The following is a 22,224-nucleotide window of genomic DNA, read 5'->3' as shown; positions in this document are numbered from 1 at the left end:
AATACTCCCTTAGGTATAAAGAATCTATTTCCTTAACCTTACGGGAGCATCTATTTTCTAATTTCTATTTTCTCTTTTTAAATAAACTTGCTCCTATTGCAGATATTATTGCGCCGAAAACTCCAATTACTCCAGCTGAACTTCCACCTGTTTTAGGTAAATTTCCTTTATTAGTATTACCATTAGTCTTATCATTACTATTTCCACTACTATTGTTATCTTCATTACTACTATTACTTGAGCTATTATTATCATTGCTTGAATTATTATCCTCTGGCTTATTTGTACTATTTTCAACTAACCTTCCTAATGCTAACTCTAAAGCACCCTTAGCATTATGAACTTCCTCTTCAGTTGCCTCTTCATTAGCAAGTACTAATTTTGCCATTTCTAATGCATTAACTACATTACTAAAACTATCCTCTGTATACTTACTTGAATCCAAAGCTTCTGCTTTATTAATTAAGTCTTGTAATTTATCTTTATTTGGTTTTAATCTTAATTCAAGATAAGCTTTTATTAATTTATTATATCCTTCTTTTACTTCATTTTCTAAAGCATTTTCATCATCAATGATAATATTAACCTCTCCTAGAACGCTTTCTAAGTTATTCCAAGTTGATGGTATAAACTCATCTTTATTTAATTTACTAATTCTATCTCTTAGATTAATTAATTGCTCCTTATCGCCTTTATAGAATGATAATTTTTGCATTGCAGCAGCTAGTCTATCAAAGGCAGCATCGACTTCCTCTTGATTTGAATTAGAATTATTTAAAACCTCTATTGCTTTAGCTAGTGATTCTTTAAATTCTTCTACAACTATAGGAACAACATTTTCTAGCTCTTCATCAGTAATTTCATTTGCCATATCAATAGCTATTTGTAAATGCTCTTTAAATACATCTTCATCCACTTCAGTATTTTCATTTACTATTATTTCATAAATTTTTGGTGATGGATTATTAATATCAAATTCTATCTTAACTTCTAAAATATCATCATTAACTTCTATGTCACTTAATTGTTTTCCTAATATTCCAACTTTCTTCCAAACACCATTTGTATTTTTAACACTTACAGTAGCTTTACTTATATTATCTTTATCTTGCAAGAATAATATATCTCCTACATTTGTTACTCTTGTCATCTTATAAACTAATGATTGAGTAGTCTTATTAATTTCGGCTTCAAATGCAGTAGATAAATCACCGTCATATAAATAATCTACCCTACCTTCTAAATCACCTGTTACTAATTCTACATAATTATCACCAGCATCAGGAACTGTTTTATTAACTTCTACTTCAAATAATTGAACCCAATATCCTGAGTTATCTCCATTAGCTTGTATTCTAATATATCTTGCTATTTGACCATTAGCATTTATAGTTGCAACTTTCTTGTCTCCTTCAGAGGTATATTGTAATTCTCCTAATGAAGTCCAATTAATTCCATCTTCAGATATTAAATATTCTGAATTTCTCATATAATCTGTAGCACCAAAATATGCACTTACATCATAAAGAGGTACTTTATTACCTAAGTCTATTTGTATATAATGGCCTGAAGATGTTGCTTTATCTGACCAATATTTAGTTGATCTATCTCCATCTAATGCTTTGTCAATATTATAGCTTTGATAAGTTCCTATATTTTCAGATATAGTTGGTGTCATCTTATAAACAGGCTTTGCCTCAAAACTATTAATATCTATAGTCTTTTTATTATCACCTTTATTTACTATTCTAACAAATGTTGCAGCTATGCTGTTATTACTATTTATTACTCCATCAGTAATATTTGTTTCAGCTTCAGACCATTCTATTCCATTTAATGAGTATTCAAGCACTAGTCCTTCATAGTCACTTGCATTAATTATAACTTCTGATAATTTATTTGCCTTAGGAAGTGCTATTCCAATATATTCATCTTTATTGAGCTCTAAAGCTGTAATTTCACCTATAGAATATTCTCCATTTTCAAACTTTACATCAATATTTAAATCTTTTTTCGATGATATGACTTCAGGCTTTATTTCTTTAAATATAGTTTTAGAAATTATATCTCTTGAAACAGTTATAACTTCATTAATAATTGGTTTAAGTCTCTTTTCTCCTACAGCTACTGTATAAGGTGTTATAGTATCATTTTCTAATCTATCAACAGTAAATGTATTCATTAACTCTAACTTTTCATTAGCTAAATTACTATTATCAAGCCATTCTTCTATTTTTCCTTCTTCTGAGGCAATTAATGACTTCATTGCCGCTACTCCTGCTTCCCCTAAAGCTTTATATGAATTTAAAAACGGTTCAATTTCTGAAAGCAAATTATCATTATTTATATTCTCTTTAATAACATCATAATCTGATACAATAATATTAAACTCAGTTAATAAATCATTTGCTTTATCAACTAATGGTTCATTATTAGAAATTGCACTCTTTAATGCATCTATTTTTTCAGCCAAATACCAAGACTCATCATATTCAAAAGCACCACTTGCTCCACCATCATCCTTTAAGTAACATGTATTACTTGCAAATCTCATAAATTCTTCTTTTATCTCTGGAACAAGCTTTTCTATTGAAGTTTCCCAACTCTTCATATAATCAAATTCATCAGTATTCCAAGTATAATCAGCTATACTATATAAAGCAACCTTAGAAGCTTCAGCTTGATTCATAGGATTTGAGAAGAATCCACTAACATTATTTAAATCTGTACTTAAATTGTGTAATGGTGCCATAAGAATTCTTGAATCACAGTAATCATTAACTGGATAGTTCCACCAAACTGCTAAATCTTTATATACTCCAGTTTGTGTCTTTGGCCATTCCATTACACCCTTAGATATATTAGACATTGTTGCATGCCCTGTCCACATTACTTGAATATCTGAATGTAAAGTTTCCATAAATGGCTTAAAGTATCTATCCATATTTGGTCCCCATGCAGAGTTATACCTTGCTGAAATAACTATCATAGGGGCAACATCACCTTTAGCCTTTACAAATTCAGTATCAATTCTATTTATCCATTCAGCTTGTTTTTTACCATTAGTCCAATCATCTGTATCATCAAATAATACACCAAATTGTCTTACTCCTAAGTCGTATAATTGTTCATATTTTGCTATAAGAGCATCAAAATCATCCTCAGTAAATTTCAATGTTGCCCCTGGATGGATTGTCCAACAGAAATTAATATTATTTTCAGTTCCTGCTTGGGCAAGCTCTTGTATTTGCTTAGCTTCTTCTTCTGGATATAAATCCTTCCAATTACTTCTGTGATAAGGATCATCTTTTGGTGCATAAATATAAGTGTTCATCTTATATTCACTAGTATCTTTCATAAGACTTATTCTATCTTCATGACTCCATGGTGTTCCATAGAATCCTTCAATAAATCCTCTAAATTCGATTTCTGGATAATCACTAATAACAACTTCTACAATCTTATTATTTGATTCTTTCTCTAAAATTTGTCCTAAAGTTAATACTCCATAATATGCCCCTTCACTATCAGATGCAACTATAGATATATTTCCTTTCTCATTTTCATCATTACTAGTTTTAATTACATATCCTTCTTTATTATTTAAAGCTTCATCTTCTAATAAATCACTATCTACGCAATTCTCGCAATGATTTTTATCTGATGTTAATACTATATTTGCCTTATCATTTGCAACCTCTTCTGAAATATTATATTTTATATTATTTTCTTTTAATATTTCTTCTAACTTTCCTACTGTTGCTTCTTCTTGATCACCATGAATTACAACATTAACCTCTCCTACCAGCTCCATACCATCATCTGATAAATAAGTAGTTTCTTGAGGTACTGGATAAACTATAGGCTCTTTTTCTTCACCTGGAACTACATATATAGGCGGTAATTCAATATCCCCTTCTACTCCCATTACTTCTACTTCATAAATTCTTGCTGCATTATCACTACCTTGAGTAGGCTTCTCTACAATCAACTTAACATATCTAGCTTTAGTTACAGGAATTTTATCTGTAGTAATACCAGCTGTATTGTTAGTAACATTTATTATCTCTTTATAATTTTCTCCATCTGTACTAACCTCAATTCTATAAGCCTTGGTATTCATAGAGGCTGCTTCTCCACCTGCTTCTGAATGCTTTATAACCACATCTGTTATTGTATCTACTTTTCCTAAATCTATAGTTAAAGTATGAGTATTTCCCTTATTAGCACACCATTTAGTATTTGTTTTTCCATCAACAGCCATTTCTGCTGCTTCTGATGTAGCTACTGAACTTGATGCAGTTACTGATTTTCCTAAAGCAAGATTAGTCTTTTCAGTATTTGCAGAATTTGAAACTGTAATTAACCCCTCTTTAACAATAACATCATTACCTAATGTATTTTTAGCCTTTAATGTTACTGAATATATTCCTTCTTTTTCATAAACTACTGTTGGATTTTCCTCAGTACTACTTTCAATATTAGCTCCTTTAAATGTCCACTCAAATTCTGATGATGCCATTGAGCTTAAATTTGTAAATTTAACTTCTTCTCCTGGTGCTACAAAAGTACTTGAAACATCAAAGTTTGCTTTTGCATTAAAATCACTTTCTAAAGCTTCAGTTATAAATGCTAATGCAGTTTTTTCTGAAAGTTTCTTACCACTATTTAAACTTGATAAATTGTCATTTAATAAAGCTTCTAATCTTTCTATCTCTTCAGTATTTTTATCTCTCTTAGCTATTAAATAATCTAAAGCTAACTTATCATTCTCCCCTAAAAGTTTTAACTTGTCTAAGTTTTCACTACAATGGGATAGAACATTATCAGGCAGCTTTTCCTTTAATACATCAGCAGCCTCAATCATATCGTTAAATTCTTTATTTAATATTTCAATTTCAGCAGTAACATCTTGTCCCTTAACTATTTTTCTAAGTAAGTCATCCATAGTTTGTCTTACTTCTGGTGCATCTCCTCTACCAGTAGAAGCCCAACTTGCTTCCATCCTTGATGAATGATTTGCAAAAGTTATCATATATGGAGCTAAGTCTCCATACATCATTTCTATAGCTTTCTTCCAAGATTCTTGATAATCATATTCAGATGTATTCCAAGAATAGTCAGCTCCTGTTGCTAATGTTATTTTTGAAAGTTCTGCATGTTCCATTGGGTTCATAGTAAAGAAATCTATATTTCCTTCTAAGGCCTTATCTGCATTATATATTGGACCTAAAGCTAGTTTTTCTTTCATATAATCAGTAACAGGATAATTCCACCATATACCCATTCTCTCTCCATACACTGAATTTACAAAGTTAGCATTTTCTAAATCTATTCCTTCTGATACAACTACAGGACCTGTCCACATAACCATTATGTCACTACTTAATGTACTTGAGAAATCCCTTGTATATTGACTTACTTCATCAATTGATCCTCCCATAGCATGAGTATCATATTCTGTTGGAACAGTTATAAGAGGTTTAACATCTCCTTTTACTTTAATAAATTCCTCATTAAATCTATTTAATAACTCTGCTTGTTTAACACCATCTTTATTACTTATATCATCAAATAATATGGCAAAACTTCTGACTCCCATATCATATAATGATTCACATTTACTTACTAAAGCCTTGAAATCTTCTTCCCCTTCTTCTCCATCAAATCTAATATCTATACCTGGTGAAATTGCAAAAACAAAATCAACTTTATTTTCATTTGAAGTTTGAATAAGCTCATTCATTCTTGCCATTTCACTTTCTGGATATGGTTCTCTCCAATTGTCTCTATGATATGGGTCATCCTTTGGTGCATAAATATAAGTGTTCATTTTATTTTCGCCATAAAATCTTATTTGATCTAATCTCTCTTCATGTGTCCATGGTGTTCCATAAAATCCTTCAACAATACCCCTTGTTTTCATAGTTGGCTCATCAGTTATAAGAACATCATTAGAATACACCTTACTTCCTGTATTAGTAACTAACTGAGTCAATGTTTTAACACCATAGAAAGTACCATCTTCATCTTTACCTTCAATTAAAATAGTTCCATTATTACCATCACTAGAATCAACAGCAAGTACATACCCCTCATCTTTTAATTCCTCAGCACCTGAAACTCCAATTCTTTCCTTAGCTTCATCCATTTCTTGTATATCATCTTCTACCTCACCAATTATTAACGTAGTTGATGATTCATCATATGATTCATTAATTACAATATTATTTTCACTAAAAAACTCTTTTAAAACTCTTATTGCATCTTCATCTGCTAAATCTTCTCCTTGTAGATTAACTGTTGATGTAATTGTTAATATCCCTTCATTAACTTCTATGTTTTCAGGAACTGGATTTAATTTAGGCAATGATATACTAACTTCATTATTTTTATCAGTAAATGCATCAACCTTAGTTATAGTTAAACCATTGATAATAAATACACTAGCCATTGTTGTTGCTAGCAACCTTTTTAACATCTCTCTTCTCATTTTTCCCCCTATTATTTTCACATAATAATTTAAAAGTTAACTTATAAATAATACTTTTTACCATATAATGTAATTATACGGTTTCTGGTAAACATTTACAACCATTTCTATATGTAAATCTTCTTAAATAAATTAATTTTTTTTTAATTTAATAGATTTTGATTTTCTAATACTTTAAATAAAAATAAATATTAATGCATAAAAAATAAAAACCACCACAAAACATAGCTTTGTGACAGTTTTTATATTAAAATTTTTAATCAATAGACTTTCTACATTTGTATTGTAAATCTACTATTCCATTATAATTTCTAGTATTAATTAATTCTAACTTAATTTCTTTATTATGTTCTTCAAATAGACGAATACCACTTCCTAAAATTGTAGGTATAATTGATATATAAAACTCATCTATTAAATTAAGTTCTAATAATTGATTTGCAATTGAAGCTCCCCCACAAATCCAAATATCTTTTCCTTCTTGATTCTTTAAATTAGAAATTAAGTCAACTAAATTTTCATTTGTAAAAATAATTTCATCTGTACTTTCTATCTTTTTACTTGTAACAACATAGCTTTTCATCCCAGAATAAACCCAAGAATCTGGCGATAATTCTGTTGTTACTTGATAATAAGTCTTATAACCCAATATAACAGTATCTACAGTTTTAATAAATTCTGGATAACTTCCTGGATCAGTATTTTCTTCATCCTGACCAGTTAACCAATCCACACCTCCATTAGAATCTGCTATATATCCATCTAAACTTTTTGCAATATATAATACTACTTTTCTCATTTGTACCTCACTTCCAAAGGCTTAACTATTTAGCCACTAAAGATAATGCTAATACTACAATTAATTATATACCATTTCTATCATTTTTCTTTTTAAGCAATTCACTAGTGTTAAGAGTTTTAGCCTTAGGCTTTTCTTCCTTCTTCTTTTTTATCTTAGGCTTTTTATCTTTTTTCTTAACTTTATCCTTTATATTATCATCATCGAATATATCAGTAGTCCTTATATCATTTCTTTCCTTTTCTACTATTATCTCTTCCTTAAGAAAACTCTTTTCATTAACCTTCTTTTTCTTATTTCTAGTATTTATCTTAATATACTTAGAAAAGTCTAAATTCAATCTTCTATAAGCTATATCAAATAAGAATAATATTAATGCTAATATAAGAAGTAAATTAGTTAAATTAATTTTCTTATATTCCTTTTCAAGTTTTCCTTCAAAAACTTCTTCAGGCTTATTTATAAAAGATCCATCAGTTTCATTTATAAGAGAATCTAACTTAACTGAATTAGTATTAAACTTATATTCATCAGAATATTTAAGTGCAAAGGCTCCTTTATAAGTACTAGTTATATTTTCTCCATCTTGTTGTCTAATATTAAAATTATAAAATCCTAGCTCACTTAGTGGAACATTAGCTTCAAATTTCCCTGGTTCACTTTGAGTTAATGTAAACTCTCCTTGTGTACCATCCTCTCCATTATAAACACCTGTTACTTTAGTGTTAGAATCAACATTATCATTATAGTACTCAACCTTAGCTTCATTTCCATCCTGAGTTATAGATAAATTCCCCTCTTCACCATAAGATGGTATTGCATAATAAACTATATTTTTAATTAATTGAGGTCCATATTCCCAAGTTAAATAATTTTTACTCCAACTTCCATCAATATCACTTGTAAAGCTTACAGTTTTCCCTATTCCATATTGTCTTACTGCAAGTATTGGCTCATCTCTATTAGAACTTAATATTTCAATTGCATCATCCTTTAAAGATGTACCTATATATCCAAGCAATGATGGAATTCCTTCTGAAGTTTGTACACCTGCTAATACTTCATTGTTACTTACTATACTTGGAGTAAATTCTTCATTTATTATATAAGTTCCTACAGACATTAAAACTTCTTGAGCAAATATTCTTGGAATATCTGTATAAATATCAGTATAATAGCTTCTACCATTTCCAGCTGTTGCTAAGTCACTTAAAAGATTTGAATTAGAATCATTTCCTACTGCAACTGTTGATAATGTTATATTTTCATTATTAAATTTACTTAAAAGTTCTTCATATGTTGAATAAGGAATTGAATCCTGTCCATCAGTTAGTAAAATAGTATGCTTTATTTTTGCATCACTTTCTAATTGAAGATTATATCCTTTTTCCAGTGCTGGATATATTGATGTTCCACCTCTTATTTGTATTCCTGATATAAGTTCCTTTATATAATCCTTATCAGTAACCTTTTGAGTTGGAACTACAACATCAAAAGTATCATCAAAAGCTATTACTGATATATAATCTATCTCTCTTAAATTATCTATAGCCTTCATTGCAGCTTCCTTTGCAAGAGTTAATTTACTAACCCCTCCACCTTCTGTACTCATACTTCCGGACTTGTCTATAATTAAATTAATACTTATAGAAGGTACTTCATTTTTGCCCTTCTTATCCATATTTACAGGAAGTATAGTTTCTAATGCTGTATCTTTATATCCTCCAAGAGCATAAGAATCTTCTCCTCCAAAGGTTACAACTCCACCACCATAGTCTTTAACATAACTTTCTATATTGTCCATAAATCCATTAGTTAGATCATCCTTATAAACATTATTTAAAACTATTGCCTTATATTCTAAAAGTTCATTTAATGTGCTTGGTGATGAATTTGGAGAAATAGTTTTTATATTAGCTCCACCATTTTTTAATATTTCTTCTAGAGCTGTTGCATCCCCCTTTACTCCATTTATTATTAAAATATTAGGTTTATCAACTACATTAGTATAAGCACTATATTCGTTATTTACCTTATTAGTATCCCCCTCTGCTTCTACTGTAACTCTATAACTTTTAAAACCTCCGCTATTTTGAACATCTCTAAATATAAATGAATTACTACCTTTTTTTACTTCAACTAATTGTTCTCCAACCTTTTCTCTTCCACTAAAAAGAGTAAGTTTTGCTGATGTAGAATAATTAGATTGTAAATCTATTTGTACAGAAAATTCTTCTCCAATGGCAATATTATCTGGAATAGTTACATTGTCCACATAAATTTCATTACCACTTTCTCCACTAACCTTATATACTTTTAAATCTATGTTTTCCGCATTAATTAATGGAATTGATTTTAATATATCACCTTTATTTTCTTCTCCATCAGTTATAAGAACTATCCTTTTAGATGTACCATCCTCAAATAATGTTATTGCTGTTTCTACTGCACTTTGAATATTTGTTGCTGTAGAAACTGGACTTGAATTTAAGCTCTTATAGGAAGCTTTGTTATCTATAATCTTATCTACTTTTGCATTATCACCAAATAATATTACTCCAGCTTTATTTCCTTTAGGCATTATCTCTAATGCACTATTTATAAAACTTTCCCCACTATCTTTAAAAGAACTAATACTTTCTGATACATCTAATAAAAATACTGTTGAAATATTTTTTCCCTTAATACTTATTGTTATATTTGCAAATGATAGCAATAATAAGGTGAAAATTACTATTCTACTTATTAATATTAAAGTATCATTTTTACTGCTACTTCTAAACTTTTTCACACTATAGTAAATAAAGAAGATAAGTATTGGAATTAATATTAAAAAGTATAAATTTCCTATATCTAATTTCATTTATTATCTCCTCCTAATTACCTTTCTTGTATAATATCCATTCAAAAGCAACTACTAACATAGCTAATAATATAAATATTGGTGTTAAATTAAATCCACTTTTTAAATTGCTTTTACCATGAACTATATTATCATTTTCTCCAATTGTTTCTACTGAAGTATCACTTTCACTTGAAGTTGGGAAGTTTACTGAGAAACTTTCATTATTATTATTTTGATTTATTTTATATATACCTAAAGCTAATTCCCCATTTACTTCTTCACCTGATTTTAAGCCTTTAATATCTCCATTTGGATAAGTTACATTTATTTCATTTTCAAAGTCTGAAGATTTAACTACTATTTTTTCTCCGGCCTTAAAGTTATTACTATATACCATTCCAGTAGAAATTAATTCTTCTCCAAGTTCATATATAAGAATTGGGAATTCCTTTTTAAGAGCAAAATCAGTTGAATGTAAATCAAAAGATAATGCTGCTATTTTTCTATCATTTATTTCACCTTTAAATCCAATAGAATTATCATCTATAGTAAGTATATTAGTACCATAGTATGGAGTTTCTATTATGTTATATTCTGATAATGTAAATTGTGTATCTTCTAAATAAGTAGAAACTGATCCTTTAACAGCTGTAGCCTGACCTATTTCTCCTCCTTCTAATACATTGAAAAATTCATTTGAATTAGGATTTATAAATAATATACTACCCTTTCTTGGCATAACTTCTGGCATTTTATTATCAAATACATAAAGATCATACTCATCACTATCTGTTATATTAGATACATCATTAGTTTTATAAACTTCTGTATTTTCAATACTTCCAAAAGCCTTTTCTAAAAATATATTTTCATCTGTAACTAATAATATTTTCTTCACTTTATTTTCGTTAACAACATGATAATAAGTATTATCCTCCATTAATATATCTTTTCTTGATAATTCACCTTTTAAATAATCAGAATTTAAAGAATCTAACTGGAAAGATAGAGTTTTGCTTTCTCCAACTTGTAAAGTTACTCCTTCTACTGCCACTAATTCTTCACCATTATATAAAGAGAAATCTCCTTCATATAAGCTATCTCCATTATTAGTTACATTAGCTATAACTTTAACTTTATCATCTACAAATTTATGAGAAACATTATCTACAGAAGCATTTAATCCACTATTACCTAAATAAACTATTCTCCCATTTATATCTGAAATAGCCACTTGTTTATCAGTAAAAATTAATGCTTCATACTCTTCTCCAATTCCATCACCTATAGCTTTAACAAATGACACTACATCACTTATATCACCACTGCCATAACTTTTAGTTATTTTATCAATAATAGAGGATGCATTAGACTTATTAAAATCTCCATTTAAAAGTAAATTTGAAGTCCCATCATAAGAAATAATATAAGTATTTGTACCTTCTTTAGTACTATTTAAATACTCTTTAGCAAGTGTTTTCCCTTGCTCTAATCTACTATTGCTATCATCATATATAGTATTCATACTAGCAGTATTATCTATTACCATTATTACATTTTTATAGCTCTTTCCTCCTATGCTAATAAAAGGGCTCATAAGAGCTAAAATAACACTTAAAATAATTATAATCTGTAGTAACAGCATTATATTCTTTTTAAACTTTTCCCACGGTGTATTGGCTCTAGTATTTTTATATACTTCCTTCCATAATAAAGATGAAGATATAACTTCTTCTTTATATTTACGCTTTAATATGTAAAGCATTATTACTGGAGGAATAGTTAATAGTAAAAATAACGGCCATAAATTAGTAAAGCCCATATTCTTTCCCCCTAATACAATACTTTTCGTTTACTAAATTCATTTAATATTATTTCTTCTATATTCATAGATGAATTAACAGTTATAAGCTTTCCACCATACTTTCTTGCTAAAGCTTCAATACTGTCATTGTATTTTTTTAATGTTTCTTTATAATCCTTTATTAATGATGGTGTAACACTAAGCTTTATATTTTCCCCAGTTTCACTATCAATTAAAGTTATTTCATTATTAAACTCTGGATTTATTTCCTCTTCACATAATACTTGTACTAAAATTATTTCTTGCTTTTTATAAGCCAAATATTTTAACCCAGCTTCTAAACTTTCTAATCCTGAATTATTTAAAAAATCTGATACTACAATAGATATTCCTCTTAAATTTAAAGGTCTTTTCTTTATACTTTCACTTAAATCAGTTGTTCCATCAAAAGTTATATTTTCTAAATCTCTTAATATTTTTTGAAAGCCCCTATTACCAGTACCAGTCTTTAAATTTTCTATTACTCCATTATTCATTGTACTTATATTTACTCTATCTAAATTATTTAAAGCAATATAACTTAAAGCTGCTACTATTTTTAAAGCTGTATCTTTTTTATTATTTTTTCCATAATCCATAGATTTGCTTTTATCAATAAAAAAGTTAAATACACCTTCTCTTTCTTCCATAAATACTTTTATAAAAAATTTATCGAATCTTCCATAGGCATTCCAATCTATTCTTCTAAAATCATCACCTGGTGCATATTCTCTATAGTCTGAGAACTCTACTGATACACCTTTTGCTTTTGATTTTCTTCCTCCTTGAGTTCCTCCAATAAGCTTAAAATTTATATACATATTAATTTTATTTAGCTTTTTAAAGAAGTCCTCATTAAACATCTTTTTACTCATTTTTTACACTACCTTTAAGTCTTCTAAAATTTTAGAAATTATAGCTTCTTCATTTAATCCTTCAGTTATAGCATCAAAGTTTAAAATAATTCTATGTCTTAATACTGGGTATGCAAGCTCTTTTATATCTTCAAAAGATACATTTAATCTTCCTTCCATAACTGCTCTTACCTTTGCCCCAGCAATAATACCTTGTGCAGCTCTTGGACCTGCTCCTGCTTCTACATACCTTTTAGCTATATCAGCTCCATTTTCTAGTTCTGGATGTGTTGCAAGTATTAACTTTAAGGCATATTCTTTTACTGGTTCTGCAATTTTAATTTCCTTAATAATATTTCTAAGTTCTATTATTTCATTTCCTTCTAAAACATTAGTAAGTTCAATACTTTTATTAGTTAATGTTAAATCCATGATTTCCTTTAGTTCATCTAAAGTAGGAAATTCTACATTAAGTTTAAATAAAAATCTATCAAGTTGAGCTTCTGGAAGAGGATAAGTACCTTCTTGCTCTATAGGATTTTGAGTTGCTAATACCATAAATGGCTTTGGCATTTCATATGTTGTTTTACCTACAGTTACTGTTTTTTCTCCCATTGCTTCCAAAAGTGCAGATTGAGTTTTTGGAGTAGCTCTATTAATTTCATCTGCTAATAAAAGATTTGTAAATACAGGTCCTTTTTCAAATTTAAATACTGTATTATCATTTTCCTTTACTACAATATTAGTTCCTACAACGTCTGCAGGCATTAAATCAGGAGTAAATTGAATTCTAGAAAAGTTTAAATCTAATACCTTTCCTATTGTTTTAACTAATTGTGTTTTACCCATACCTGGCATACCTTCTAAAAGTACATTTCCTTCTGCAAAAATAGCTATTAGAACATTTCTAATTGTATCTTTTTGACCAATTATTCCTTTACTTATTTCTTCTTCACATCTTTTTATCTTCTTTGAAACCTCTATAATTGATTGTTCATTAATTTCCATCTTTATCACCTCATAATTTTTTCAGTAATTTCTTCAATACTTTTTTAATTTAATCCTTCGAAATAGTTTTTTATAAGATCTTTTAAACTTTGTGGTAAATTGCTATTATTAGCACCTTCTAATGCACTATTGCTATAATCTCCAATTACCTTATCATAATCTACCTTTTCTCCGCCTATGTTAAGTCCATTTTGACTTTCTATTTCTTGTGAATTTCCATTATCATTTTTATTGCCAGTAAGATTTTCATCACTACCTTCATTTCTTCCTGGAATATATATTTGCTCTCCTGTAGAATTTTCTAAATCATTTTCTTTACCTACAGTACTACCAGTATTCCATCCAGACCCTGAACCTGCTCCTGAACCAGAACCTGTTCCTCCTGATCCACCTTGACCTTGACCACTTCCAGAACCAGACCCCTGTCCACTTCCTGAGCCTTGTCCTTGTCCACTACCTTGGCCCTGACTTTGATTTTGCCCAGAACCTGATGATTGTTGACTTGAACTACTAGTATTTTGTCCATTACTATTATTTATGGATTTTGAAATAGCCTTTGATAAACTTTCTCCATCAAGTTTTTTATCTAATACTGAATTTGATGCATTTTTTAAAGCTTCTGCTAATTCTTCATCACTCATATCCAAGGCAGCATTCTTTAAGGCTTCTGATAACTCACTTAATTCCGAGCTACTCATACTTCCTAACTTATTTTGAATCTCTGCTAACTCTTTATTTATAGCATCTTCATCTCCACTTAACATAGCTTCTGCTAAAGGTTTACTTTCTTCCTTCTTCATTAACTCATTTACTAACTTGTTTACATCCTTTTTAGCTGTAGCTTCTTTCTCCTTATTAAAGTCATCTAATAATTTCTTTTTAGACTTTTCTAATGCTTCTTTAGATTTCTCTGATGACAACTTTTCTTTTTTATCTTCTAGCTTTTTCTCTAAACGTTCTAAAGTCTTATTTATTTCAGATTTTTTTTCACTTTCCTTTAACTCTTTTGCTGCATCTTCTAAAAGCTTTTTAACTTCTTCCTTTTCCTCATCTGATAAATCTTCTGACTTTTCTATTTCCTTCTTTTCTTTTTCAACCTTTTCTATTACTGATTTTTGATATTTATCAAAGTCCCTTATTTTTTGTGCTTCCTTTCTTGCTGTACTAGGTACAAGCATTATTAAAATACACATTATTATTAAACCTAAAAATAATAAAACTTGCTTCTTGTCTACACTAATTTTTATTTTTTTAATATCAAACTTTTTAATACTCTCTACTGTATCTTTCTTTTGAGCTATTGATATATTATCTTCACATCCTATAAGTTCTAATGATGTAATAAGTCTTTCATGTAACCCTTTAGAATCTACCATAAGAGCAACTTTATCTTTTTTAGGAGCTTTTATAAAACCATAAACTAAAATAATTATTAATCCTATTACTAATATTCCTATACAAATTTCCTCAATATAAGGAATTGTTATAAAAAGTGATATTAATAGCAAACTAAAGATTAAGCATAGTAGAAGCTTTAATCCCACTATGCTTAAATTTAATAAGAAGTTTGCCTTAATTCTTTTAGAAGCTTTATTTATAAACTCTAATATAGCTTTATCTAAAGAATTCATCTCCCTACTCCTTTACCTTTTTAGATTTAAACCTACTTCTCTTATTTAATGGATTAAGTTTAACTGAAGCTAAGTATATAAATAATCCTGAAAGTACTAATTGTACTACTATTGAAATGTATTCAGAATGCATACTTATTCCAAACTCTGAAAACATACTACTAAACTCTATTCCTAAACCAACTTGATTTAATAATAAACTTACAAAGCCTACTACTGGACTTAAGTACACTATAGGAGATGCCTTAGGCACTGTTGTTAAAGTATTACCACTCATACTCATTTTGTAAACAGTTATCATAAGTATTGCCCAGGTAATAACAATTATTCCTATATAAATAAATAGTACTAATGCATAAGAAAGTGCAGTTGATACTTTTGAAGTCTTAATATATGTTGATACAAAAACACCTATAGAGCTTACAAATATTGTGTTAACAATGAAAAATACTATAAGTGATAAAATATTACTTATCTTAACCACACCAATTATGGCTCCAATTGCATAAAGAGGCATTGTTGAAATTATAAGTATAATTACTCTAAGTGATGAAGCCGAAACTTTTCCTATAATTATTTGAAGGGGAGTTAATTTTGATGATAATAATATATCTAAAGTTTGCTTTTCTCTTTCTGAGCATATTGCCGTTGAACTTAATGCTGGAACTATGAAAAGCAATAATATCGCTTGTCCTAATGCCATTACAACATAGAATAGTTTTGATGACTCTAAATATAATCCATTTGAAAAGATTGCTTCATTTACTGAACTATAGTAAATCATTACTGCTACTGATAAAACTGCTATATAAGCAAATATCATCAAAGTAAACTTAATACTTCTAACGGATATTTTACTTTCATTTCTTAAAACTGGATTCACTCTCATTTTTACGCCTCCTCTTCATCACTATCTGCTGTAATTTGAATAAATACATCTTCTAAGTTTCCAACAGCTCTGCTGTAATTTAACACTGGAATATCTTTTAATACTAAATATTTTAAAAGATTTGCTACATCTTCATCACTACCTATAACATTAGCTGTAATTTTACTTCCATCAATTTTTATATTATCTACATATGGTAACTCTTTTAACAATTTAATTGCTTCTTCTTCCTTTGTTAATACTGTAAATACTATAGGTGATGCCCCTGCAGCTCTTGTCATTATTTCATCTACAGTTCCTTGGCACACAATTACTCCATTTTTAATAATACCTATATTAGTACATACTTCTCCAAGTTCAGGTAATATATGTGAAGAAACTATAATTGTTTTTCCCATTTCCTTTAAGTTTCTTAGTATTCCCTTCATTTCATACCTAGCTCTAGGGTCCATTCCTGAAGCTGGCTCATCTAAAATTAAAAGATCAGGATTATGAACAAGACATCTTGCTAAACATAATCTTTGTTTCATCCCTCTTGATAAACCATCAACATATGCATCATATTTATCTTCTAAATTAACTAATTTAAGTAAATCCATAGATAAATCTCTAGCTTCTTTTCCTACAATTCCATATATTGAAGCATAAAACTCTAAATATTCAATTGCTTTTAAGTTATCATAAACTCCAAAAAAATCTGGCATATATCCAATTTTATCTTTTAATGCCCTATTGTTTTTTATAGCATCTATTCCATCTACATAAACTTCTCCACTATCTGGTGATAAAAGTCCAGAAATAATTTTCATTGTTGTACTTTTTCCAGCACCATTTGGACCTATAAACCCAAATATTTCACCTTTTTTTATTTCTAAGTTTAATCCCTTTACTGCTTTAAAATTTCCATATGATTTTTCAAGATTTTTTATAACTAACACTATTTCTCCACCCCTTTTATCCCTAATTTTGGAGCTGCATTATCTCTATTCTCGCTAGCTACAACTTTTATTTTTATTATGTTATCTAAACTATAGCTTCCATCATTTATTACTTTATAACTTCCTGATGTTAATTTAAACTCTTCATATTGATTAGTATTATAATTGTAAATATAGTAATCTCCATCAAGTCCATATTGATAACCCCACTGGTCTGTAAATGCCTCAATATTTATTTCTTTTATATCTACGTTATCATCAATTTTATAATCTAATACAATTTCACCTTCACCATAAATATAACCGTTATAATAATCGTAATCTACTCTATTATCTAATTCACTTACTGTATAGCTAAAGTATCCTTCTGGAAAACTAATATTTCCATTTTCATCTTTAAAGTCTATATTTGCTTCTTGTATTACTGCTGTTAAATTGTAATTTGAAATTGATTTACTTTCTAAACTTAAACTATAATCTACTGGTAAATCTGTAATTGCAATAATTTTTGTTGTAGTTCCTAAATAGTCTGTATATCCTAATAAATTAAGTAAAGATACATATCTTTGTATATTTTTAAACTTAGGATCTTTTGAATCTATTTCATCATCCCATCTTGATTGATAATATTCATCATTTAAAGAATTTGCATAACCTTGAAGTCCTGAAGAACCCTTACTTCTTAAATCAGTAATTGAAATTTCTTCACCTTTAGCTACTTGTCCTAAATCCCAAACGGTTTTTCCTGAAACTATTACAATCTTTTTAATATCTGCATCTAGGTTATTTTTAATAGTCCCTTCTAAATTTCCATTCTTAATTTTTAAAGTATTTTCTAATTTAGGCATTACAATTTCTTTTCCTGATATTTCAAATTTATTCACTTCTGCCACATTATTATTAGCAACTGTAAAATAAGAATTATCATTTGTATATGTTGTTTTAACTCTTAAAGTTTTAGCATCGTAATTTGTATCACCATAATAGTAGTAATCATTAGACAAGTATTGCATTTGTAAATCTTCTTCTTTTTCTATTTTTATATTTTCTTTATTTTTACTTGCTATACCTATATAGCTATTTATTTGACCTCTTCCATCTTCATCAACAGATATAATATTTGCACTATTTACTATTACATCTTTTATTTTCATTTTACTGCCTAATAAATAAATCATTACTGTGAACACAACTGCAGTTGCAGGTATAAGAACCCATGTTAAATCTCTTTTCTTCATTTTCTTTAATATAAGATATATAACTATTCCAACTAAAATTGCATAAACCCCAAGTACTATTCCTAAAGTTAATGGGCTTACTGCATTCTCTACGGGAATATTACCTAATATATTACTTATTTCATAGGAAGTTGAATAATATCCACCTTGATAATTTTCTTCATATATTTTGTCAAAAGTTTCTATTAATATATTTTGTAACATAATCGCTGCATCATTAGATGAAATAAATGGTTCTAATCCTAAATCAAAGGCAGTTATTAAAATCTTACCTTCTCCTCTATCTAAAGAATATACTAATTCATTTTCATTGCTATTAACTATAACTGTTGAATCCTCTAAACTAATTTGTGATAATATTAAATTTAAGTTTTCTGAACCAGTTTTAACACTTTGCTCCATAGTTCCATTTGAAGCTATATTTAAAAAACTTTTATTTATATTATTAATTGTTTTACTTTCATTAGCACCTGCACCTATTAGTAATGTTCCACCTGAATTAACCCAATTATTTAATGACTTGTACTGATTATCATTTAAATTAGCCATATTATAATTATTAATTATTATTACATCTAATCCATCTATGCTTAATCCATCTTCATCTAACATATCTTCAGTTAGATTAACACAATTCATTTTCCCTGTACTTGAATAATTTGAATCAAAATATGTTATATTTCCTAGATATCCTAATGCTGTAGGATCATCTGTTAATAAACCAGTAAAAGCATTTCCTTCATTAACTCTTCCTGATGAAATTAGTAATTTTTTTCATATAGTACTTTTCCATTTTCTATTATACAAACAGCTCCATTACTATTTCCGTCTAAAAATTTTACTGGTATTGTTACACTTATATTTTCTCCTTTACTTGCACTTACTTCTTTGGAATAGGCATTATAACCACCACTAGAATCACTTGTAACTCTTACCTCTACTTCTCCATTAAAGTCTTTCTCTAAATTATTTATTTGTACAGTAACTGGCATATATTTTAGAGCTTTATATTTACCATCTATACCATAACTTATAGTTAAGTCATACTTAGAGTCATTTTTACTTGCATTTACTTTTACATTTGGAATAACTAAACTCAAAATAAAAATACTTAAAATTACAGTAAATATTCTTTTACTTATTGTTTTTTTCATTAATCTTCCCCCTATTTTACATTATTTTCCCTATTCACTATACTATCATATTTTATCCTATTTATTTTCAAATTTCTTATATTTTACCTTAATAATTTCTTACAAATTCCTTAAAACAGCTTTTTTATAATTAAATATAGCAATAAAAAAGCTGTTACAAATCTCTAATATTTGTAACAGCTTTTAATTATTATAAGTTTTTAATGTTTTTCTATTTAAATTAAATAATTTGAACTAATTATTTTTCTCTCTCGTAAGTTTTAATATTATATCCTTATACTTTGGATATAAATTTAAAAGATATTCCCTTTCAAATAATTCAAATTCCTCATATTCAAATGCTGGTGCAACCATACAACCAACTAAAGAAAAGCCTTCTTTGTTCATGGCAGAACCAAATATATATCCCTTTGGAACTAAGACTTGTGGAGATTCTCCATTCTCTATATCTGTACCAAGTTGTTTTGTTATAAAATCTCCTTCTGGAGTTATCATATAGATTGTAAGTGCTTCACCATCATGATAATACCATAACTCATCAGATTTTAGTCTATGAAAATTAGATACTTCTCCTGTTCTTAAAAGAAAATATATACTGCTCCATAATTTTTTATTTTCTCTTACATTATCTTCTGATAAAAATGATTCTTTAAAATATCCCCCCTCTACATGAGGTATCATTTCTAAATTTTTTATGTAATACTCTGCATTTTTCATTGTATATCTCTCCCTTTAAATTGATTTTTTATTCCCCTATCAATGAATTCTTGTCCAACTCTTACATATCCATAGTTCATATTTTTCCATTCAAAAAAAAGGAATTCAAATTTGAATTCCTTTTTTATAAATAATTTTATTGGAGGCGCCACCCAGATTTGAACTGGGGAATAAAGGTTTTGCAGACCTCTGCCTTACCACTTGGCTATAGCGCCGTATATTTTTATTATATACAACCTATCTTAAAATGTCTACACTTTTTAAAATTTTTTTATATTATTATTTTTTAATACAAAGGAGCCATAAATATGGTCCTTTGAATTATCAATTTATTCTTAAAGAAAAGGTATGAGAAACCTCTTTTCTCATACCCATATTATTTTAATATTAGTCCTATTTTTATACTCTTTCTTTACATACTACCGGTAAATTTATTGTCTTATAATAACTTACCATTCTAACCAGTACTATAATTATTAAAGTTATAAATTGTGCTGATTCTATTCCAATTATAGGATATATAAACCAAAGTAAAGTTACCCCTATAATTCCAGCAACACAATAAACATCATGCTTAAAAATTTGTGGTTTTCTATTAGTTATTATATCTCTTAAAACTCCACCACCAACACCGGTAATACTAGCTGCAAATATAAATAACATAAAATTATAATTGCTATTAATTGCTTTAACTGCTGCTGATACAAAAAAGGCAGCTAGTCCAATTGCATCGATGAATGTAAATAAATTCTTATACTTTAAGTTTCCTTTTAAAAATATAGCTAATAAAGTTCCTGCAATAATAAATGGAATTGTCATATAGCTTGTAAAGAATACTGGTACACCTACATTAGTAACAATATCCCTAAGTACTCCTCCACCCATAGCTGTAATTATAGCTATTATATATATTCCAAAAACGTCAAACTCTTCTTCAATAGCTACTATTGCTCCTGATACGGAAAAAGCAAAAACACCGATATACTCTAAAATTGTAATGTAGTCCAAAAAAATCCTCCCTTTTCATTAATATATAAAGACTAATTATTAAAATAATTGCGCCTCTGTCTTTTTACCTGAAAGATTCTCTTACTACATTTAAGATTGCTTCGTCGGTGCCTTATAGGGCTTTCCAGAGTTTTCTCAAAATTTGGTCCTTTTGCCTGAGAGTTTGCCGCACTTTCCCCTTCGGCTCTGTATTTAAACAGCATCTCCCAAATTCCTCAACGAAATACTTGTAAATTATAATATATCCATTATAGTAATTCAATATCTATAATGGACATACTCTTATCTTTTTTTATTTTTATTGTAAATTTATTAATTCATTCATTGATAATACTCTATTATTACCTAAAATATATTTAGAAATATTAAATAATTCTTTATCTTCTGTTACTAAATTTAAGTCATCATTAATATAACAAGCATATAACTGTAATAAATCATTTTGAGATAAATTGTTACTATTAAACTTATCTTTAGTTTTATAATCAAATACCATATAAAAACCACTTATATTTTCTTTTTCAACTTCCATACTATATGGTAACAGCTTACAAAATCTTTCACTTAAAACTTCTTTTCTTCTATACTCTTTTGTTTCTTTTATAGATAATTCATTTAATACTTCTCTTAATATAAGAATCTTATTTTCTTTTAATAATTTATCTAAACTTTTATCATCTTTTTTATCCCAAAGTTTAATTATTATATTAGTATCTAATAAATATTTTTTCATTTGTCCTTCTCCTTTTATAACATAATCTTATTTTTATTATAATTAAGTATATATAAATATAAAATATGAAGTTT

14 protein-coding genes, 1 tRNA gene and 2 riboswitches are annotated in these 22,224 nt (G+C 28.1%); all 15 genes read right to left on the bottom strand.

The features are described 5' to 3' along the window. Positions 1–64: 64 nt before the first annotated feature. The 15 genes from EJJ37_RS13185 to EJJ37_RS13115 all read right to left on the bottom strand — a co-directional run bounded on the left by EJJ37_RS13185 (position 65) and on the right by EJJ37_RS13115 (position 22,150). A complete protein-coding gene (locus tag EJJ37_RS13185; RefSeq protein WP_133016047.1) occupies positions 65–6,493 on the bottom strand; it encodes a beta-N-acetylglucosaminidase domain-containing protein in 6,429 nt (2,142 codons plus the stop codon). Between the two features lie 256 nt (positions 6,494–6,749). Further along, positions 6,750–7,292, bottom strand: a complete 543-nt coding sequence (locus tag EJJ37_RS13180) for a dihydrofolate reductase family protein (RefSeq protein ID WP_133016046.1) — start codon at positions 7,290–7,292, stop codon at positions 6,750–6,752. 64 nt (positions 7,293–7,356) lie between these two features. Then, the gene (locus EJJ37_RS13175) at positions 7,357–10,155 is read right to left on the bottom strand and encodes a VWA domain-containing protein (protein ID WP_133016045.1); all 2,799 of its coding nucleotides are present in this window, start codon (positions 10,153–10,155) and stop codon (positions 7,357–7,359) included. Positions 10,156–10,168: 13 nt separating this feature from the next. After that, positions 10,169–11,959, bottom strand: a complete 1,791-nt coding sequence (locus EJJ37_RS13170) for a vWA domain-containing protein (RefSeq protein ID WP_133016044.1) — start codon at positions 11,957–11,959, stop codon at positions 10,169–10,171. An 11-nt stretch (positions 11,960–11,970) separates the two neighbouring features. Further along, positions 11,971–12,855: a DUF58 domain-containing protein gene (locus EJJ37_RS13165; RefSeq protein WP_133016043.1), complete on the bottom strand. Its 885-nt coding sequence runs from the start codon at positions 12,853–12,855 to the stop codon at positions 11,971–11,973. 3 nt (positions 12,856–12,858) lie between these two features. Further along, on the bottom strand, positions 12,859–13,842 hold the full coding sequence (locus tag EJJ37_RS13160; RefSeq protein WP_133016042.1) for an AAA family ATPase: 984 nt from the start codon (positions 13,840–13,842) through the stop codon (positions 12,859–12,861). A 44-nt stretch (positions 13,843–13,886) separates the two neighbouring features. Then, entirely contained in the window at positions 13,887–15,473 is a 1,587-nt protein-coding gene (locus tag EJJ37_RS13155) for a pectinesterase (protein ID WP_133016041.1), read from the bottom strand. A 4-nt stretch (positions 15,474–15,477) separates the two neighbouring features. Next, positions 15,478–16,362, bottom strand: coding sequence for an ABC transporter permease (locus EJJ37_RS13150; protein WP_133016040.1), 885 nt, complete (start codon positions 16,360–16,362; stop codon positions 15,478–15,480). Between the two features lie 2 nt (positions 16,363–16,364). Then, positions 16,365–17,300 (bottom strand): ABC transporter ATP-binding protein, encoded by a 936-nt coding sequence (locus EJJ37_RS13145; protein WP_133016039.1) that lies wholly within the window; start codon positions 17,298–17,300, stop codon positions 16,365–16,367. Continuing rightward, a complete protein-coding gene (locus EJJ37_RS13140) occupies positions 17,300–19,177 on the bottom strand; it encodes a hypothetical protein (RefSeq protein ID WP_133016038.1) in 1,878 nt (625 codons plus the stop codon). Before EJJ37_RS13140 ends, EJJ37_RS13145 begins: the two co-directional genes overlap by 1 nt. Before the next feature lie 122 nt (positions 19,178–19,299). Next, positions 19,300–19,692 carry a hypothetical protein gene (locus EJJ37_RS13135; RefSeq protein WP_133016037.1) on the bottom strand — a complete coding sequence of 131 codons (393 nt, stop codon included), beginning with the start codon at positions 19,690–19,692 and terminating at the stop codon, positions 19,300–19,302. A gap of 234 nt (positions 19,693–19,926) precedes the next feature. Beyond that, on the bottom strand, positions 19,927–20,409 hold the full coding sequence (locus EJJ37_RS13130) for a cupin domain-containing protein (RefSeq protein ID WP_133016036.1): 483 nt from the start codon (positions 20,407–20,409) through the stop codon (positions 19,927–19,929). A gap of 140 nt (positions 20,410–20,549) precedes the next feature. Then, positions 20,550–20,624: transfer RNA gene (locus tag EJJ37_RS13125), tRNA-Cys, on the bottom strand. Between the two features lie 184 nt (positions 20,625–20,808). Further along, on the bottom strand, positions 20,809–21,417 hold the full coding sequence (locus EJJ37_RS13120; protein WP_133016035.1) for a trimeric intracellular cation channel family protein: 609 nt from the start codon (positions 21,415–21,417) through the stop codon (positions 20,809–20,811). Positions 21,418–21,471: 54 nt separating this feature from the next. Then, a riboswitch (glycine riboswitch) is annotated at positions 21,472–21,547 on the bottom strand. 3 nt (positions 21,548–21,550) lie between these two features. Then, a riboswitch (glycine riboswitch) is annotated at positions 21,551–21,636 on the bottom strand. Between the two features lie 79 nt (positions 21,637–21,715). Continuing rightward, complete coding sequence (locus tag EJJ37_RS13115; RefSeq protein WP_133016034.1) at positions 21,716–22,150, bottom strand: PIN domain-containing protein; 435 nt, start codon at positions 22,148–22,150, stop codon at positions 21,716–21,718. Between the last annotated feature and the right edge of the window lie 74 nt (positions 22,151–22,224).

The organism is Clostridium cuniculi (genome assembly GCF_004353185.1).
GTDB lineage: Bacteria > Bacillota > Clostridia > Clostridiales > Clostridiaceae > Clostridium > Clostridium cuniculi.
Note: the sequence above shows the minus strand (reverse complement) of the source record. Positions and strands in the feature narration are given on the sequence as shown.

Bases quoted from the DNA above. Each gene is read 5' to 3' on its own strand.
- EJJ37_RS13185 (WP_133016047.1), bottom strand. From the start codon at position 6,493: ATGAGAAGAGAGATGTTAAAAAGGTTGCTAGCAACAACAATGGCTAGT.
- EJJ37_RS13150 (WP_133016040.1), bottom strand. From the start codon at position 16,362: ATGAGAGTGAATCCAGTTTTAAGAAATGAAAGTAAAATATCCGTTAGA.
- EJJ37_RS13140 (WP_133016038.1), bottom strand. From the start codon at position 19,177: ATGAATTGTGTTAATCTAACTGAAGATATGTTAGATGAAGATGGATTA.
- EJJ37_RS13170 (WP_133016044.1), bottom strand. From the start codon at position 11,959: ATGGGCTTTACTAATTTATGGCCGTTATTTTTACTATTAACTATTCCT.
- EJJ37_RS13135 (WP_133016037.1), bottom strand. From the start codon at position 19,692: ATGAAAAAAACAATAAGTAAAAGAATATTTACTGTAATTTTAAGTATT.
- EJJ37_RS13155 (WP_133016041.1), bottom strand. From the start codon at position 15,473: ATGAATTCTTTAGATAAAGCTATATTAGAGTTTATAAATAAAGCTTCT.
- EJJ37_RS13180 (WP_133016046.1), bottom strand. From the start codon at position 7,292: ATGAGAAAAGTAGTATTATATATTGCAAAAAGTTTAGATGGATATATA.
- EJJ37_RS13175 (WP_133016045.1), bottom strand. From the start codon at position 10,155: ATGAAATTAGATATAGGAAATTTATACTTTTTAATATTAATTCCAATA.
- EJJ37_RS13115 (WP_133016034.1), bottom strand. From the start codon at position 22,150: ATGAAAAAATATTTATTAGATACTAATATAATAATTAAACTTTGGGAT.
- EJJ37_RS13160 (WP_133016042.1), bottom strand. From the start codon at position 13,842: ATGGAAATTAATGAACAATCAATTATAGAGGTTTCAAAGAAGATAAAA.
- EJJ37_RS13130 (WP_133016036.1), bottom strand. From the start codon at position 20,409: ATGAAAAATGCAGAGTATTACATAAAAAATTTAGAAATGATACCTCAT.
- EJJ37_RS13165 (WP_133016043.1), bottom strand. From the start codon at position 12,855: ATGAGTAAAAAGATGTTTAATGAGGACTTCTTTAAAAAGCTAAATAAA.